The organism is Cystobacter fuscus, assembly GCF_044360685.1.
Classification (GTDB): domain Bacteria; phylum Myxococcota; class Myxococcia; order Myxococcales; family Myxococcaceae; genus Cystobacter; species Cystobacter fuscus_C.
The window spans coordinates 3,230,707-3,248,115 of the sequence record NZ_CP043491.1 but is presented as its reverse complement, the minus strand read 5'-3'; the positions used below and the strand labels follow the sequence as shown (position 1 = coordinate 3,248,115).

Genomic DNA, 17,409 nt, shown 5'->3' with positions numbered 1-17,409 from the left:
CGCTTGTGTGGGCCCCCGCGCCTCCTAGAGTCCGTGGGCCATGCGAGCCCTCTCCGCCTTGTCGCTGCTGTGTCCCAGCCTCGTGCTCGCCCAGACGGGGCTCATCCTCCAGCCCGCCGTGCCGCCCCGCGGGGTGACGCTGCCACCCACGTCCGCCGCGCTGGTGGACGAGGCCACGGCGCTGGCCCTCAACCCCGCCAGCCTGCGCCTGGTGGGGCCCGGGCAGCTCACATACCTGCACGAGCGCAACCTCGCGAGCGACCAGGTGGGGGATGGGCTCTTCCTGGGCACGTCGCTCGGCGGAGGCCTGGGAGCGGGCTTCAGCCTCGAGTGGATGCGGGGCCGCGGGCTGCCCGACTACCGCAAGACGTCCTTCGGTCTGGCGCTTGGCGCGGGGGCGCTGTCACTCGGGGTGGGCTACCACGACATCTCCTCGGCGGACGCCACGCTCTCCCGGCTGTCCGGCTTCGATCTCGGCCTCACGCTGCGCCCCTCGCGCCACGTGTCCGTGGGCGCGGTGGTGCGGGACGTGAACGCGCCCCGGCAGGGCGGCTTCCTCCTGCCGCGCGTCTACAACCTCGCCGTGGGGGTGCGGCCCCTGGGCGAGCGCGTGACGCTGGGCGTGGACTACGCGGCCACCGAGGGCCACTGGAGCACGGGACAGCTCTCCTATACGGCGCGCGCCACGGTGATTCCGGGCGTGAGCCTGGGCGCGGGCGTGTCCCATGGGCTGGGCCCGGCGGGTCCGCTCGCCCTGCAACTGTCGGCCACCCTGGACAGCGCGCACTGGGGCCTCACCTACGCGGCCGGCGGCGCCACGAACGGCGGAGCGGACCACGTGGTGGCGGTGCGCCTGTCGGGACAGAAGTACCCGGCGCCGCGGCTCGGCGGGGGCACGGTGGCGCTGTTGGACCTGGATGATCGGCTGGTGGCGCGCGGTGGGCTCGGCGCGCTGCTCGGCGGCGTGGGGAGCGATCCCTACCTGGAGTTGATGCGCTGGCTCGACGGGGCCACGCGGGACGAGCGGCTGCGGGGCGTGGTGCTCAAGGTGGCGGGCCTGCCCGGTGTGGACTGGGGCAAGGCGGACGAGCTGCACCAGGCCATCCTCCGGCTGCGCGCGGCGGGCAAGCGGGTGATGGCGGTGCTGTACCAGGTGGATGACAAGGCCTACCTGGTGGGCTCGGCCGCGGACGAGGTGTATGCCCTGTCCGCCTCCTCGCTGCTCGTCAACGGCCTGTCGGCCCAGGTGACGTACCTGGGAGGGACGATGGAGAAGCTGGGGGTGAGCTGGGACGTGGCGCGGGTGGGCGACTACAAGACGGCGCCCGAGCAGCTCACCCGGCGCGACCTGAGCCCCGCGCAGCGCGAGACGCTCGAGGCCTACCTGGACACGCAGACGGCCCACGACGTGGAGCGGGTGACGAAGGCGCGCCGCCTGACGCCCGAGCGCCTCCGGGAGGCGTGGAGCGAGGGCATCCTCACGGCGAACCGGGCGAAGGAGCTGGGGCTGGTGGATGGGGTGCTGACGCCCGAGGAGTTCGACACCCGGCTGGAGGCACTGGTGCCCGGCGCCCGCTATGACGCCCGCTACTCGCCGCGCGACGAGCGGGACGAGCGCTGGAGCCCGAGGCGGCGCATCGCGGTGGTGCCGGTGCTGGGCACCATCGTCGGGGGCAAGAGCCGCCAGTCGCCGCTGGGCGGCGAGCTGTCCGTGGGCGCGGAGACGGTGGTGCTCGCCCTGGAGCGCGCCCAGCACGATCCGTCCGTGGCGGCCATCGTCGTGCGCGTGGACTCGGGAGGCGGCGAGGTGCTGGCCTCGGACCTGATGTACCGCGCCGTGCTCGAGGCCAGGAAGCACAAGCCCGTCATCGCCTCCATGGGCGACGTGGCGGCCTCGGGGGGCTACTACGCGGCCATGGGCGCGGACGAGGTGTGGGCCCTGCCCACCACGCTGACGGGCAGCATTGGCGTCTTCTTCCTCAAGCCCGCGCTGCGCGGCCTGCTGGGCGACAAGCTCGGCGTGAGCACGGAGACCATCGGCCGCGCCCCCATGCCGGACCTGGTGAACCTGTGGAGGCCCTGGACGGAGCCGGAGCAGAAGGCCATGCAGGCCTGGGTGGACTCGGCCTATGACGACTTCATCACCCAGGTGTCGCAGTCCCGCAAACTGGACAAGGCCCGGGTGGACACCATTGCCCGGGGGCGGGTGTGGACGGGCGTGGCGGCGCGCGAGCGGGGCCTGGTGGACCAGCTGGGGGGCCTGATGGAGGCGGTGGAGGCGGCGCGCAAGCGGGCCGGGGTGCCCGCCGACGAGGAGGTGGACCTCAAGGTGATGGGGGACGCGCGGGGCTTCTTCTCCACCCCGGGCGGCGAGCCCGGCGTGAGCGCCTTGCTGCGGCCCGCCCCCGAGCCCCTCCTCCCGCCCACCGTGCAGGCGTTCCTACGGGAGGCGGGCCTGGAGTCCCCGTGGATGCTGGAACCCGGACTCAAGGCGGTCCAGCCCTACACTCTCAGCGTGCGCTGACGTCGACAGGACGACACCGGAAGACGAAATTCTCCCGGCTTCCGGTGTGTCCTTTGGTAATATCACCTCGCGCTTCCCGGTAGGCCCAGGCCGCCGGGACGCTCCAGGAGCCAGCGGTTCGGTCATCGGGTGGTTCGCGCCAGACGCGCGAGGTCGTCCCCGAGGACCCCGCGGTGGGCTCCTGTCCCACAGCCCGCTGCACCTCGAGGGCTTCCGCCGGGGACTCCTCCTCAGGAACGCACCTCACCCCAGTAGACCATGAGCGAAACCGATAACCGCGATCCCTCCGAGCTCCCCTCCCCCATGGCCGCCCGCGCCGACGCGCCGGACGTGGATGACGGTGATGACGAGGGCGACGAGGGACCCGATGAAGGCGAGGGCTCGGCCTCGCCTGGACAGCCCGCCGCGCCCGGACCGGGAGGCCGCCGCCGCCGTCGCCGCCGCCGCCGCCGGGGAGCCCAGGTGCTCTTCACCCCCGAAGGACAGGCCTACCGCATGGTGCCCGGTCCGGACGGCCAGCCCCAGCAGGTGTTCCTCACGCCGCAGGAGCTGCAGCAGTACCAGCAGCGCCTGGCGCAGCAGCAACAGCAGGGCCAGCAGCACCACGGACAGCAGGCGCCCCAGCACGCCCCGCAGCAGCACCACGGGGAGCGGCAGCAGCGGCCCCCGCCGGTGTCCGCCCAGCCCTCGCTCGCCCCGGTGGAAGGGGTGCTCGACACCGAGGCCAAGGGGCCCAACGCCTACCTGCGCCAGCTCAAGCGCAACCTGTTGCCCTCTCCGGATGACGCGGAGATTCCCAAGAACCTGGTGCAGAAGCTGCGCTTGCGCCCGGGGCAGTACCTCAATGCCTTCGCCCAGATGAAGGGCAACAAGGGCATCGTCCAGCGCGTGGAGCAGGCGGATGGCCGACCGTTGGATCTGATGAGCCGCCTGCCGCACTTCGCCGACCTCACGTCCGTGGATCCCTCCGAGCGCATCAAGCTGGAGAACGGCCATCGGGAGATGGTGACGCGGGTGTTGGACCTGGTCTCGCCCATTGGCAAGGGGCAGCGCGCGCTCATCGTGGCGCCGCCCAAGACGGGCAAGACCATCATGCTGCAGCGCATTGCCCAGGCGGTGGTGGCCAACCATCCGGAGATCCACCTCATGGTGCTGCTCATCGACGAGCGCCCCGAGGAGGTGACGGACATGCGCCGCAACATCAAGGCCGAGGTGCTGGCGTCCAGCTCGGACCGGCCCACGGGCGATCACCTGAAGATCGCCGAGCTGGCGCTGGAGCGGGCGCGGCGCCTGGTGGAGGGAGGCAAGGACGTGATGATCCTCCTGGACTCCATCACCCGGCTGGCGCGCGCCTACAACAAGGAAGTGGACAACTCGGGACGCACGCTGTCGGGCGGCGTGGACAGCCGCGCGCTGGAGCGCCCCAAGCGCATCTTCGGCGCGGCGCGCGCCACCGAGGAGGCGGGCAGCCTCACCATCGTGGGCACGGCGCTCATCGACACCGGCAGCCGCATGGACGAGGTCATCTTCGAGGAGTTCAAGGGCACGGGTAACTCCGAAGTCACCCTGGACCGGTTCCTCGCGGAGAAGCGCATCTTCCCGGCGGTCAACATCGGCCAGTCGGGCACGCGCAAGGAAGAGAAGCTCTTCGGCCACAAGGAATACGAGAAGGTGAAGAAGATGCGCCAGATGCTCTTCGCGGTGAAGCCCGTGGAGGCCATGGAGGCGCTCGTCAAGCGGCTCAGCCGCTACACCTACAACGACGAGTTCCTCGAGGAGTTGTGAGCGTCGTGAGGGATTGAGCCGCCTCCGCCCCCCGGGGCGGAGCGCGTCAGCCCGAGGGCCCGCTTCACGTCATCACCTGACGGGGGCGGGCCCTTGGTGTTCCTGGATGCGGTCTTCGAACCAGGAAGCCACTCGAGTCCTCCAGAAAGCCACATTCGGCTGGCGGCTGGACGTACACGGGATTGTGACGCGGAGCAGATCGCGTGCTTTTCGGCATGCTGGAACAGAAAGCCCCCCTACCCATACCAACGAGGCAAGGCGGATCATTACCAGTTCTGTAACAAGAAGTGCCTCGATGAGTACATGAAGTGCCTGAAAGATCCAAACACCAGCGCCCTTCGATTTCCAACGATGCAGGAAGCTCGGAGCTGGCTGTCCGACCACCAGGACGAAATCCTCACGGGAACCGTGATCGTTGTCGCGGGAGCCGCCATGGTCATCGTCGCGGTGGAAACAGGTGGACTTGCCCTGGTACCACTGCTGGCACTTTGAGGAGACGACCATGGGGAACCGCGCGAACTTCGAACTCGAGAATGTATTGGAGTCTCTGGGAAGAGTTGCTCAAGGGTTTCCGGCCTCCTCCGAGGAAAATATGTCCATCGAGCTGGCGGCCCGGGCACTTCACTTCATCTACACACGGAATGAACTCGACGAGTTCCGAAAACATCTCGAGACATGCGATCAGCCCGCCGCCGACGTCATCCATGTCGAGCAGGAATTCTCGACCATGGACGAAGCCCAACGATGGTTGAGCGCACTGACCCAGCCTCGCTCCGGAATGCTGGTCAGCGTGGCGGGGAACACTCATGTTGTCGCCCGGCAGGACACGGACACCTGGAGGCTCGTGCGCACCCTGTCTCCCCAGGAGTTGGACCAGCGTCCCGCCACGCAACGCTTCGTCGAGGTCGCCGACGGTGTCTCCCTCTGGGTCGAGACCTGGGGCCCGGAGGAGGCTCCCGCCATCCTGCTCATCATGGGAGCCAATGCCTCGGGCCTGGCTTGGCCGGACGAGCTCATGGCGCTGCTGTCCAAGCGGCACCGGGTCATCCGCTATGACCACCGAGACACCGGAGCCTCCACCTGGGCCTTCGACACGAAGCCCTATCCCATCACCCGGCTGGCCGAGGACGCCGTGGCCGTGCTCGATGCGCTCGGCATCTCCCGGGCGCACGTCGTGGGCATGTCGCTGGGTGGCCTGCTCGTACAACTGCTGCTGCTCGATCATCCCCAGCGGCTGCTCAGCGCGACCGTCTTCGGCATCCCCGCCCTCAGTGGCACGCCCGCGCTCGAGGACGGCACGGCGCCCGCCCCCATCGACGAGGGACTGCTCGAGTTCTGGAGCCACATGTTCGAGCCGCGCGACCTCGAGGCGGAGCTCGACTGGCGGGTGGAGAACTGGCGGAGGCTCCACGGACGGGTGCTGCCCTTCGACGCGGAGGAGTACCGCGCGCTCGAGCGCCGCATCATCCGCCACGCCGGCCGGCACGACAATCCGGGCGCCCACGCGCGCGCCGGCACCGCCGGACTGGAGCGCGGCGCACAGCTGGCCCACGTCACCGTGCCCACGCTCGTCATCGCCACCCCGGAGGATCCCATCAACCCCGCGCCCAACGCGCGGCACCTCGCGGGGAACCTGCCCCACTCGACGCTCGTGACGCTCGAGGGCATGGGCCATGCGCTTCCCCGTGTCCTCGTGCCCTCGCTCGCGGCGGCGCTCCTGGGACATGTCGAGGCCGTGGAGCGCGGGACCGGCAAGTAGTCTGCGCTCCGATGGGGTCGGCCCCACGACTGCCTACCTGATGGGTCCAGGGAATGTGATCATCTCACTGGTAGCCTCCGCGGCCTTCGGAGGTCAGGTGGGATGTCCGGCGAACGCGGAGAACAGGATGGGGGCGGACGGAGGGGGAACGAGCCCGTTCCGGGCACCCAGGTGGCGGGGTTCACCCTCCAGGAGTGTCTGGCCAAGGGCAGCTCGGGCAGCGTGTACCGGGCCGAGCGCGGCGGCAGGCGCTTCGCCCTCAAGCTGGTGCCCATGGGGATGTGGGGCGAGCGCGAGGTGGATGCGCTGCGCCGGGTACGGCACACCTCGGTGGTGGGACTGCTCGGCTATGGCCAATGGCCCGAGGACAAGCCGAGCTTCCTGGTGCTCGCCCTGGAGTGGGTGGACGGCGCGGCGCTGGACGTCTGGGCGCGGGAGAACCGGTGCACCGCGGAGCAACTGACGCGGCAGGTGCTGCGTCCCGTGGTGGAAGCCCTGGGGCAGGTGCATGCGGCGGGGGTGGTGCACCGGGACGTGAAGGAGGCCAACATCCTCATGCGCCGGGAGGACGGGCGGCCGGTGCTGGTGGACTTCGGCTCGGCCCGGTACGAGGGCGCCCCGCGCCTGACGATGCGGCTGCCGCCGGGCACCCCCGAGTACCGCAGCCCGGAGATCGTGCGCTTCGCCCGGGAATGGGAAGGAGAGCGCTACGACTCCCAGCCCGCGGATGATTGGTGGGCCCTGGGAGTCACCCTCTATGTCCTGCTCACGCGCACCCTGCCCTTCGGAGACCGGCATGGCCCCCTGACGCGCACCATCCTCGAGCACACGCCGGAGGCGCCCCACGTGCGCAATCCCCGCGTCCCCCGGGTCCTGGGGGAGCTGTGCCTGCGCATGCTGGAGAAGGCACCCGAGGCCCGGTACGCCGACGCCCAGGCGCTCGCGCGCGCCGTGGACGAGGCCCTCGCCCAGGCCGACGGCACCTGGCGGGTTCCGCTCTTCGCCGAGGAGCCGGTGCGAGCCGTTTCCGAGCCTCCCCAGCCCCTGGCGGCGCCCGTGCCCCCGGCCACGCCCGGGGAGAGCCGCGCCCTGCTCCTGAGCCTGTTCGCGGCGCTGGTCCTCCTGCCGGGCCCTCCGCCGACTCCCTCGGAGACGAGGGCCACGACCCCACGTGCTGGGTTGCCTGCCTCCCTCCCGCCACGAGACGCCGGGTTCCGCCAGGAATTGGCAGACATCCCGAAGACGGCCGAAGTTGGTCCACGCGCGGAACTTCTGGAGTCACCACCTCCCGCGCCCGTCCACTCGACACACCGCGAGGAAGAACCGATGCGAAAACCCTCTCCGGGCCATTCCCTGCTCAAGTCCACCCTGGTCTCCGCCGCGTGTGTGGGCGCGGGCTGCGCGAGCGTGCCGCCCCCCCGTCCCCGTCCCCCCCCCGAGTGCCCTACGGGCCATCAGGAGACACTCAAGCGCTTCGGCGTCGTATGGCCTAGCTGGCATACGGTGATCCTCATCCCGTTGGAGGAATCCAGAAAGTCACGCATCGAGAGACTCACCGTCCAGGAAGGACCCTTCACCACCGCCCAGGTCCACGGGGACTGGAAGGGCATCCCGGATCAGACGAAGCTCTACGGGGAGCTCTACTTCAAGGACAACCGGATTCATGGCCATTTCACCCAACTCATCCTTGGCACGGGAGAAGTCCTGCCCATCTGTATGCGCCTCACGGAGGGGATCCATCCGGGGATGCCGATGGAACCCGGAAGCCAGCCGAGCAAGGGCAAGGCCATCATCAACCTCATACCGGCCGTGGAGACCGTGAATCGTTTCTACTACTGACAGCCTCCTGGAGTTCCGCCTTCCATGCTCCCCGCCCCCCTGTACCTTCTATTGCCCCTGGTGCTGCGGCAAGCGACTCCCGAGCCGATGCCAGCTCCCCGGCCAGTCTGTGTGGATAGACAACGCATTGATTTATCCACACGGGCCGCCGCGGGAGTCCAGGAGATCTGTATCGCTCCCGGCAGCCTGACGGGATTTGTCTTTGATCAACCGGCTTCGGTCGATCTGGAAGAGGAAGTGCGTTTCGGCAGGGTGCTCCGGGGACGGGACAGCATCAGCTTCGTGTCACCCCCGGATCTGGCTCCCGGGGAACGGCTGAGACTCTCGGTGCGCTTCGAGAAGGATCCGCCCGAGCACGGGGTGACCTTCATGCTGGTCGCGCATCCAGGCCAGGTGACCCACCAGGTCGATGTCTTCCATGACGGTCGCTCCCGGGCCTCGCTCTGGCAGGAAATCGAGGAGGAACGGGCGAAGAATCAGCGACTGGGTGAAGAGAACCAGTCCCTGCAGGGCCAGTTGAACGCACCTGGCGGACTGTTGAGGGTCTTCCTCAACGGAGAACTGGGTCGCCAGGGGATCGTCTCGAGGGTGTTGAGCGTGAATGTGTCGTGGAACGTGGAGAACTCTCTCACCATCCTGGATGGGACGGTGTTCCGCTCATTCAACAGCGTGGCCGTGCAGGTCTCCGTCAAGAACAGCGGAACCGCCCCCTGGAAGGTGGAGAAGGCCTTGTTCGTGGCGAACCAGGGACAGCGGTTGGAAGGTATCCGCTTTGGCCCCCCGCAGGCCATCTACCCCGGAGTGACGAGCGCCATCTTCGTCGAGGCCAGGGTCGCGCCGGGAACTCCGCTCGAGGCGCTGACACTGACGCTGAACGAAGAAGGACCGCGCTCCATCACCATGGAGAACATCCCCCTGCCCTGATCCACGACGAGCCGAGCCAAGCCTCAAGGGATGGAGCGCCCGCCGATCTCCGGGAAGCGCTCGTAGGCCCGCTTGAGCGCGTCCAGGTGCGCGGGGTTGTCCAGGTCGAGCGGCGCATCCGTGAGCCGGACAACCCACCCTCCTGTCGCGGTTCGCCGCGAGCGCGGAAGCAACTCCGCGTCGCGCGCCGGGTCCGGGAAGCCGATGGCCCGTGCGGCGGCGGCCGACCAGTAGTTCAACCACCCGAGGAAATGTGGAATCTCAGGCGTGGAGCTGTTCCAGGGGAGATTGAGCGAGGGCAGCCCGTGAGGTGGAATGCGAGGCTCATCGCCGGGGTGGCGAAATTGTTGCGCCACGATCCCTCCATAGCCGCTCGGCGTCGCATGCCCCCATACCGCGCGAGCGCCCTCCGCCACTCCCTCGAGCACATCAGCAGCCGCAGCGATACCGACTGCGTCTAGCGGCATGTCCGCATGGACTTCAAAATGCGGCGGACTCCCTGCGGCAAGACCGTTTGGGTTTTCCAATCCGGCGATCGTCACGAGGTGGTCATCGTCATCGTTGCACAGGAACGGAAACCCTTCGTTTGTCAAGTTGGCCGCGACCCACTCATCGCGGAGAGGTAATTCGATGAGCTCTTCCTTTTCCGAAGTCGTCCACCCCAGGAACAAACCAGGCAGAGCACGTTCCATTGCATGGACAACGGCGATCGGCCGAGCGTCATGCGCCATGAGAGCAGGCGCATGGACGATGATAGTGAGGAATTTTTGAGCAGATGTCACTTCAGCACCAGTCCATGACAACGACCTTGAGGGTGGGGTCTTCTTCGAACAGCATAGCCTTGTGCGCGGCACTTCGCACTCCAACGATGAAGTCATACCCGCATTCCCTGGCGAGTTTGGCTTCGCGTCTCAGCTCAGGCAGCTTCATCTTGACAAAGAACCGTTGAGAGCGAAGCGGTTGCTTGTCGAAATTGTCCGTTTTGACGTCCCACAACGTGCGCGTGGCTAGCTGTAGCGCATCGAAGTTCTTCCCATTCACATACACATCCCCGCCGGGAAAACTGTTGTTCGGCATTTTGTCGGCGCACTTGTTGTGCGGGCCATGTCCGCCAAGGTGGCGCGGCAATGGGATGGGCTTGCATCTTGGGTCGTCTTCTTCCACGAGAGCGGACGCGAGCTGCTTCTGCGTCGAGGGCTCCCGGGCCGCTGCTTTCGCCGGACGGGGCTGAGCTTCAATTTCCGACATGAGCTGCCGCGAGGACTCCGAGACGTCCCGCAGCCGTGCATCAAACTCCAGCTGAGCGTCGACCCAGGGCGGGCGGCTGTCAGACTCCGGCCCGGCGGTGCTGGAGGGCCAGAGCAGAACGAGGGCCATGAGCACCGGCCCCACCCTGGAGAGCGCTAAAGGGGTTTCGCTTGCGCTCGAAGGCCCTTTCCGCCGCGGTAAGCTTGCGGTCCAACTGCACCCACTGACGCGGCTCCAGGTCCTCGCGGGCCCGGGAAAGCAGCGCCCTGACTTGGTCCAGATCCGCCTTTCCAATGCGCGACTGTTGCGGTGCCGGCTCCATCGGCGCGGAAACGAGCAGGATGCGCGGGCCCGAAGTAGGAGTCGACGCGAAGGCGTGGGGCCCTGGCCTCGACGGCGGGGCGGGCACGCTCGCACAGGCGGTGAGAAGGAGCAGGAGGGAGCTACAGACTCGCCAACACATGGCGACATCCTTTCAATCCAACGCGAGTGGAGTGGGCGAAGGCGGCCTGTGCTGGAACAGGCGCGTAGAGGGTGAAGATGAGGGTCCTCCGTCTGATCATCGCTTGCACCCTTGACGACAGCCCTCGCTCATCAGGTTGGCTACAGATATGACCCCCGCCCGGACAGGAGCGGTAGCACAGAGGTGGTTGCGCCGAGACTTATACTCGGCACGGCGCAGGGACGGGAGGGCTTCCCGGCGGCCCTCACCCCGGGAGCGGCCCTGGCGCCAGTGGCCGGGTTCGGACTCCCTCGGGAACGGCGAACCTCATTGTCCGCGCACGTCACCATCGTTCAAGATGCGGGCATGCAACGGCTCCACGCCTTGATGGTATCCAGCCCCTCTTTATTAGAACGCAGGGCGCAGCCATGACAGGTGCATCAACCGCGCAACACGTCAAGATCCTCTTCCGCCTCGAGCAGGATGAGGATGGATATCCTCCCGTCAGTGCGGAAACGCTCTGGGCCATCAAGGTGGATGAAAACCTCTATAAGCTCGACAACATTCCCTTCTTCGCGACGGGCATTGCCGTGGAGGACGTCGTCTTGGCGGAGCTGGAGACGGGGCAGCTTCTCTACAAGGAGGTCGTCCATCCCTCTGGACACAGCACGTTCCGTGTCGTCGTGTACAATCACGACGAAGTTCCCGAGGTGCGTGAAACCTTCAAGCAACTGGGCTGCTCGACGGAACAGAGCCACCTTCGAGGTCTGATTGCCATCGATGTGCCGCCCTCCGTCTCATGGAATGAATTGAAACGGGTGTTGAATACAGGCCGTGAGCAGGACCGCTGGGACTACGAAGAGGCCTGCCTGGCACGCTCCTGACCGTCTGGGTTCCTCTCCTCCTCCCTCGATTGGGGGAGAGCCGCCTCGCGAGATTGGGGGATGGCAGCGTCGCGGGGATGGCAGTAATACCCTAGCGAGCAAAAAGGGAGGAACTCCATGCGAAGTCGTACAATGCGCTCGTTCTCCGTGGCCGTCGGTTTGTCCTTCTCGTGGGCGCTCCCCGCGCTGGCGGAGGACCCCTCGTTCAACACCGGGAGCCTCGAATGCGAGGCCATTCATGAGTTGAAAGCGATGGTCGAGAAGCAACAGTCCATCCTCGCGCAGAAGAATGCCTACGCGGTCAACCTGACGGAGTTGCTCGCGGCGGGATACATGCCCGCGGCGTGTCCGGATGGCTCGCGTGTGCGCGTGTCTGGGTCGAATGTCGTGGGGGGCTGTCACTTCACCTATGGGCTGGTTTCCGTGGCGAACAGTCCACAAACCGGTGACTTCTCCTTCGAGGTCGTGGCCCTGGGTGTCAAGGGGACGCCCTCCGAGGGGCTCGAATTGTATATCAACCAGCTCGTGAACCGTCACTATGAATTCATTGAAGCCTATATGTTCAACAAGGGCGTGTACAGCGATGTGGATTTGAATGGGTGCTCGCAGGCCGAGTAGTCCCGCGATTGCATCCGCCCAGCTCGCTCGAGAGGGTGTCGAGGCTCGAGTCCCTTGACACCCTCTCCGCCGTCAAGGACAGCGGAGCCGACCCCATGTTGAAAGCAGTGTTCTATGACCTGGACGATACGCTGTATTCGGCACGGAGCGTTCCCGAAGAAGCAGCCAGACCACTGCTCACCGCGCTGCGGGAAATTCTCGAGGGTTGCGGTGAATTGAAGGCAGTGCGGATCCCCGATGTCCTGAACACGATACGGGATCGTCCTCTCGACGAGGTCGCCAGGCTCCATGGTCTCTCGGCGGAAGTCCTGGCCAGGCTCGGAGGTGTGTTCACAGGCTTCCGCTTGAGCTGCGAGCTGAGGCCCTATCCTGATATTCAGCTCATCGGGCGGATTCCCGGGCTGCGCATCCTCGTCACGACGGGATTCCGGCACCTGCAAGAGAGCAAGATCGAGTGTCTTGGGATTGCTCGTTACTTCGACCACATCATCGTCGATGCCCTCGACGAACCCGGGCGCAAAGGGAAGCAGGCGATCTTCCGCGAGTTCCTCGAGGCCCATCGATTGAAGCCAGAGGAGGCCGTGGTTCTGGGAGACAACCCCCATTCGGAGATAGACGCCGGGAACAAACTGGGAATCCCGACCGTACAAATCCTGCGAGGGCGGAAACCGGCCGCGCCATCCGCGTCGTTCCATGTGGAGGACCTGGCGGAGTTCCTGCAGTGGCTCGAGATGCGCGGCAGGTGCCCTCTTTCATAAAATGAGAAGTGTGGCGGGCACTCACCCAGTCGCGACCTTTCGCGGACCTCTTGCCTTCCTCCTCGTCCGTCAGGCTCGATCTCGATATCCTGACACCATGCGCCACCTTCCAAGACTGAGATCCTTCCGGATGTTGTGCCTCGTCGCCGCCACCGCAGTGCAGGCCTCCGCCTGCGTGGGGGAAGTTCGAGAAGGCGACGAGTTGGGCAGCGGAGTCAGCGCGCCCGGAGAGGCGGGGTCAGGCACGGAGCTTCTGGATGCGGGGACGGACGCGGGGACTCCGGATTCGAGGACGGACGCGGGGACTCCGGACGCAGGGTCTCCCCCCTCCTGCTCGAATATCACCGGCGATCGCGCCACCCAGGTGTGTCTGCGCTGGAAGTGTGACCGCGCGGACCTCTCCGAAGGCACCTGGAGCGGAGCCGTGAACGGCTGCGTCGCGGGAGACCTGGGGGCGAGCGCCCGCGCCAACTCGCTGCGGCTCATCAACCTCTACCGCTTCCTCGCCGAGCTGCCCGCGGTGACCACCGATGCGACGCGCAATCAGAAGGCCCAGGAGTGCGCGCTCATGATGGACGCCAACAACAGCCTGAATCACAGCCCGCCCAGCAGTTGGAGCTGCTACAGCTCCGGTGGCGCGGAGGCCGCGGGCAAGAGCAACATCTGCTCGGGCCGGGCCGTGGGCTGCATCGACCTGTACATGTCGGACTCCGGCAACGCGACCACGCTCGGCCATCGCCGCTGGTTCCTCTCCAATCAGCTCGGCGGAGTGGGCATTGGAGGAACGACCGGAGGCTCCTGCCACTGGGTCATTGGCGGCAGCGGGAGCGCCAACCGCGCCTGGACCGCCTGGCCCCCGCCGGGCCCCGTCCCCCTCGGCGCCATCCACATCCCCGGGAAGACCTCGGTCGATGTCACCGGGTGGTCCGTGCAGACCTACGCGTCCAGCGCCAACCTCACGAACGCGCAGGTCACGGTCACGGACAACGGGCAGCCCGCTCCGGTCACCGTGACGCAGTTGCTCGCCAACTACGGCTCCGCCTACGCCATCCGCTTCAACCCACAGGGCTGGACCACGCAGGCGGGCCATACCTATGCGGTGACCATCACCGCGCCGGGACTGACCAACCCCATCCGCTACACCGTGCAGCCGGTGAACTGCCCCTAGCGGAGCTTGCTCGGGCACCGGTGGCGAAACCGGTGCCCGTTCAGGCCGCGGACCTCAGGCGATGACCGCGTCGCCGTCGTTGGTGGCCAGGCACAGGTCGGTGACGGTCAGGGTCAGCTCCCCCGAAGTCGTCAGGGCGAGCGGAGACGTCACCGACGACATGTTCGCGCCCGCGTCGCGGAAGCTGCTGAGCTTCACCTTGAGCATGCGGAACTCCGTCGCCGAGCCCAGGGTCGTCAGCAGCCGAGTGATGTCGAGAGAGACCGGACGCTCGCCACTCGTCAGCGTCAGCTTCACCGGTGCCGCCGGTGCGCGGTCGAGGCGGTAACGAAGGGCGACCGCCATGTCGCCCGTGGTCTGACGGCTGAGGTCCACGGCCGGACCGGTGATGGCCACGGTGGCCTGCTGTGTCCCCGACCAGGTCAGGGTCCGGCCATTCTCCTGGGCTCCCGCGTCCACCACCCGGACCGAGAGCACGCGCTGGGGGCTGTCCCCGTTGGCCTTCAACGCGGGGCTCGAGCCGCCCGTGTCCGACAGCACCAGCGACCAGGGTTCAGCCACCTTGCCCGAGCCAAAGAACAGCGCCGTGCTGGTGGCGGCGACCGTCGGTCCTGGATCCTCCGACAGCATCTCCACCCGGGCGGGTTGGGCGTAGGAGAGGCCATGGCCATAGGGGAACTGCGGATCGTAGTTCGCGTCGCCCCGGTTCACCGACGCCTGCATGGCCTTCCTGGGCCAGGAGAAGGACAGCTTGCCGGTGAAGTCGCGCCGGGGCTTGCCGTTCGCGTCGCCCACCAGGACATCCGCCACGCCCTCTCCCTGGGTGCCGGGCAGCCACGCGGCCACGAAGGCATCCGAGGCGTTGAGCTCCGGGTTCACCCACAGCGGCCGTCCCGACAGGAACACGGACACCACGGGGATGCCCTGGGCCTTGAGCTTCTTGAGCAGGGCCAGGTCGGTCTTGTTTCCCGGCTGGTACTCGACCGTGGCGATGTCGCCCTGGAACTCGGCGTAGGGGTTCTCGCCGAAGACCACGATGGCCACATCCGGCTTCTTCGTGAACGAGCCGTCCACGCTCAGCTCGGCGCTGCCGCCACCGGCCGCCACCGCGTCGCGGATGCCCGCGTAGATGGAATGCGCGTTCGGGAAGTCACTGTTCGTGTTGCCCGTGCCCTGCCAGCTCAGGGTCCAGCCTCCGCACTGCTTGCCGATGTCGTCGGCGGCATCTCCCGCCACGAGGACGCGGGCGGTCGACTTGAGCGGCAGCACGCCCTCGTTCTTCAACAGGACGAGCGATCGGGCCACGGCCTCGCGAGCGACGGCCCGGTGCTCGGGGGCGCCGAGCAGCTCCAACCGGCCCTCCAGCGGGCGCTCCGGGTTGAACAGCCCGGCCTTGAACTTGGCGCGGAGGATGCGGCGCACGGCATCCTCCAGGCGCGCCATGGGGATCTCTCCGGCGCGCACCTGGGCGAGCGTGTTGTGGAACAGTCCCTTCCAGCTATCGGGGGCCATGTACATGTCGAGCCCGGCGATGAGCGCCTGCGGGCAGTTGTCGTTGGTGGCGCCGGGCAGCTGGCCGTGGGCGTTCCAGTCACCCACGACGAAGCCGCTGAAGCCCATCCGCTCCTTGAGCACATCCGTCAGCAGCGTCTTGTTGCCGGTGTGCTTGACCCCGTTCCAGCTGGAGAAGGAGGCCATCACCGACAGGATGCCGGCGTTGATCGCCGGGGGATAGCCCGCGGCGTGGAGGCGCACGAGCTCCTCCTCGCTGATCTCCGCATCGCCCTGGTCCTTGCCCGCCGTGGTGCCGCCGTCGGCGAGGAAGTGCTTGGCCGAGCCGGCGATGCGGCCCTGTGCCAGCGGCTGACCCGGACGCAGCTCGCCCTGAAGCCCCAGCGTCATCGGGCCCGCGTAGCTCGCCACCACCTCGGGGTCCTCGGAATAGCCCTCGTAGGTGCGGCCCCAGCGGTCATCGCGAGGTACGGCCAGCGTGGGGCCGAAGGTCCAGTCGATGCCGGTGACGGCGCTCTCCAGCGCAGTGACCTCGCCGATGCGCCGGATCAGCTCTGGATCCCGAATCGCGCCCAGGGCGATGTTGTGCGGAAAGAGGGTGGCACCGGGGATGTTGTTGTTCCCGTGCACGGCGTCCACGCCGAAGATGATGGGGATGGGCGTGTGGCCCGGACGCTCCTCGAGGGAAATCGCGCGGAAGTCACGGGAGAGTTTCAGCCACTCGACGGCGGGGGCGCGATCGTCGTTGTTCGGGCCGGAGTTGCCACCCGCGAGGATGGAACCCAGCGGATAGGTGCGCAGATCCTCCGCCTTGATCGAGCCGATGTCGGCCTGGATCACCTGGCCGACCTTCTCCTCGAGGCTGAGCCGGGCCAGCAGGGACTCGATGCGCGCCTCGGTCTGGGCGTCGGTCAGGGCCTCGGGGCTGCGCGCCTGGGGCCAGAGCGCGGGGTGGGCCGTGGCTCGCGGAGGCGTGGGTATTTCGGCCGGAGACTGGGCGGTCGTCGTTCGCAGGGGGATCGTCGTCATGCCCGGCCTCATAAAACAAAGAGGCGTGGGGGATCGATACCCGTTGAAACCGGCTGTTCCGTCTGGCGGTAGCTTTCCGCCGGTCCGGATCTTCTCAAGGGACAGGAACAGTCAAGACAGCAACGAAGCCATGCGATTCAACGTGACGAGCCTCGTGCACTCCCGTCGCTGGCGAGCCGTGACGCCGCTTCCCGCACGGCGGCCTCTCGGATGGCGCGTCGTTCGGCACCCGCCCTGGTGCAGCGGTCGATGATCTCGGGGCGCGCCGTGAATGGCGTTCCACCAACGAAAGGCGGCTCGGGGTCATACTCGATCTGCAACTGGATCTGCTCGGCGGCCTCCTGATCCAGCACGCTGGCAACGACACGCAACGCCATGTCGATCCCTGCTGTCACTCCTCCGGACGTAAAGTACTTGCCATCGACGGTCGTACGATCGTTCACCGGTGTGGCGCCGAAATGTGCGAGCAAGTCGCGCGCGAGCCAGTGAGAGGAGGCTTTCCTGCCCTTCAGCAGGCCCGCCGCGCCCAGCAGCAACGCTCCCGTACAGATGCCAAAGACCCAGCGGGCCTGAACCGCCTGTGAGCGGATGAAGTCCACCCACTGCGGATCACCCAATGCGGCATCGGTCCCTGGACCTCCGGGAACGACCAGAAGCTCGCAAGGCGCTGCCTCGGCGAGCGTCCGGGTCGGCACCAGCAGGAGGCCGCGATCCGAGCGAACCGGACTGGACTGCTTCGCCACCAGCTCGCAGTGAAAACCTGGCGCCCGTGCCAACACCTCATACGGCCCGGTCAGGTCCAGTTGGGTGACCCCTTCGAACAAAGCGAAATTCACCAACATCCCAGCCTCCATGCGTCGCTCGCGTACCGCGAATGTGCGCTCCCCGCTCCCCAGTCTGGCGGAGTTGCTTGCCCTCT

General features: G+C 67.3%; 14 protein-coding genes. 10 read left to right on the top strand and 4 right to left on the bottom strand.

Features of this window, described 5'->3' with window-relative positions:
* Positions 1 to 40: 40 nt before the first annotated feature.
* The 6 genes from sppA (at position 41) to F0U63_RS13360 (ending at position 8,831) form a co-directional block, all read left to right on the top strand.
* On the top strand, positions 41 to 2,524 hold the full coding sequence (sppA, locus tag F0U63_RS13385; protein WP_395846281.1) for a signal peptide peptidase SppA: 2,484 nt from the start codon (positions 41 to 43) through the stop codon (positions 2,522 to 2,524).
* Between the two features lie 258 nt (positions 2,525 to 2,782).
* Positions 2,783 to 4,309 carry a transcription termination factor Rho gene (gene rho / locus F0U63_RS13380; RefSeq protein ID WP_395846280.1) on the top strand — a complete coding sequence of 509 codons (1,527 nt, stop codon included), beginning with the start codon at positions 2,783 to 2,785 and terminating at the stop codon, positions 4,307 to 4,309.
* Between the two features lie 303 nt (positions 4,310 to 4,612).
* A complete protein-coding gene (locus F0U63_RS13375; protein ID WP_395846279.1) occupies positions 4,613 to 4,801 on the top strand; it encodes a hypothetical protein in 189 nt (62 codons plus the stop codon).
* 100 nt (positions 4,802 to 4,901) lie between these two features.
* Positions 4,902 to 6,068 (top strand): alpha/beta fold hydrolase, encoded by a 1,167-nt coding sequence (locus tag F0U63_RS13370; protein ID WP_395846278.1) that lies wholly within the window; start codon positions 4,902 to 4,904, stop codon positions 6,066 to 6,068.
* A gap of 102 nt (positions 6,069 to 6,170) precedes the next feature.
* Positions 6,171 to 7,907, top strand: a complete 1,737-nt coding sequence (locus F0U63_RS13365; RefSeq protein WP_395846277.1) for a serine/threonine protein kinase — start codon at positions 6,171 to 6,173, stop codon at positions 7,905 to 7,907.
* 24 nt (positions 7,908 to 7,931) lie between these two features.
* Positions 7,932 to 8,831, top strand: a complete 900-nt coding sequence (locus F0U63_RS13360; RefSeq protein WP_395846276.1) for a DUF2381 family protein — start codon at positions 7,932 to 7,934, stop codon at positions 8,829 to 8,831.
* Between the two features lie 23 nt (positions 8,832 to 8,854).
* Here the strand turns inward: F0U63_RS13360 and F0U63_RS13355 are convergent, their stop codons facing one another.
* Positions 8,855 to 9,613, bottom strand: coding sequence for a DUF5953 family protein (locus F0U63_RS13355; RefSeq protein WP_395846275.1), 759 nt, complete (start codon positions 9,611 to 9,613; stop codon positions 8,855 to 8,857).
* Position 9,614: 1 nt separating this feature from the next.
* On the bottom strand, positions 9,615 to 10,208 hold the full coding sequence (locus F0U63_RS13350) for a DUF6310 domain-containing protein (protein WP_395846274.1): 594 nt from the start codon (positions 10,206 to 10,208) through the stop codon (positions 9,615 to 9,617).
* Positions 10,209 to 10,949: 741 nt separating this feature from the next.
* On the opposite strand from F0U63_RS13350, the gene F0U63_RS13345 reads away from it, so the two are divergent.
* The 4 genes from F0U63_RS13345 (at position 10,950) to F0U63_RS13330 (ending at position 13,949) form a co-directional block, all read left to right on the top strand.
* Positions 10,950 to 11,405: a DUF4265 domain-containing protein gene (locus tag F0U63_RS13345; protein WP_395846273.1), complete on the top strand. Its 456-nt coding sequence runs from the start codon at positions 10,950 to 10,952 to the stop codon at positions 11,403 to 11,405.
* A gap of 117 nt (positions 11,406 to 11,522) precedes the next feature.
* Positions 11,523 to 12,023: a hypothetical protein gene (locus F0U63_RS13340; RefSeq protein ID WP_395846272.1), complete on the top strand. Its 501-nt coding sequence runs from the start codon at positions 11,523 to 11,525 to the stop codon at positions 12,021 to 12,023.
* A 35-nt stretch (positions 12,024 to 12,058) separates the two neighbouring features.
* Entirely contained in the window at positions 12,059 to 12,781 is a 723-nt protein-coding gene (locus tag F0U63_RS13335) for an HAD family hydrolase (RefSeq protein ID WP_395846271.1), read from the top strand.
* A 424-nt stretch (positions 12,782 to 13,205) separates the two neighbouring features.
* Positions 13,206 to 13,949 (top strand): CAP domain-containing protein, encoded by a 744-nt coding sequence (locus F0U63_RS13330; protein WP_395846270.1) that lies wholly within the window; start codon positions 13,206 to 13,208, stop codon positions 13,947 to 13,949.
* Positions 13,950 to 14,003: 54 nt separating this feature from the next.
* Here F0U63_RS13330 and F0U63_RS13325 read toward each other — a convergent pair whose 3' ends face one another.
* The gene (locus F0U63_RS13325) at positions 14,004 to 16,490 is read right to left on the bottom strand and encodes a glycoside hydrolase family 3 protein (protein WP_395846269.1); all 2,487 of its coding nucleotides are present in this window, start codon (positions 16,488 to 16,490) and stop codon (positions 14,004 to 14,006) included.
* A 137-nt stretch (positions 16,491 to 16,627) separates the two neighbouring features.
* Positions 16,628 to 17,332, bottom strand: coding sequence for a DJ-1/PfpI family protein (locus F0U63_RS13320; RefSeq protein WP_395846268.1), 705 nt, complete (start codon positions 17,330 to 17,332; stop codon positions 16,628 to 16,630).
* Between the last annotated feature and the right edge of the window lie 77 nt (positions 17,333 to 17,409).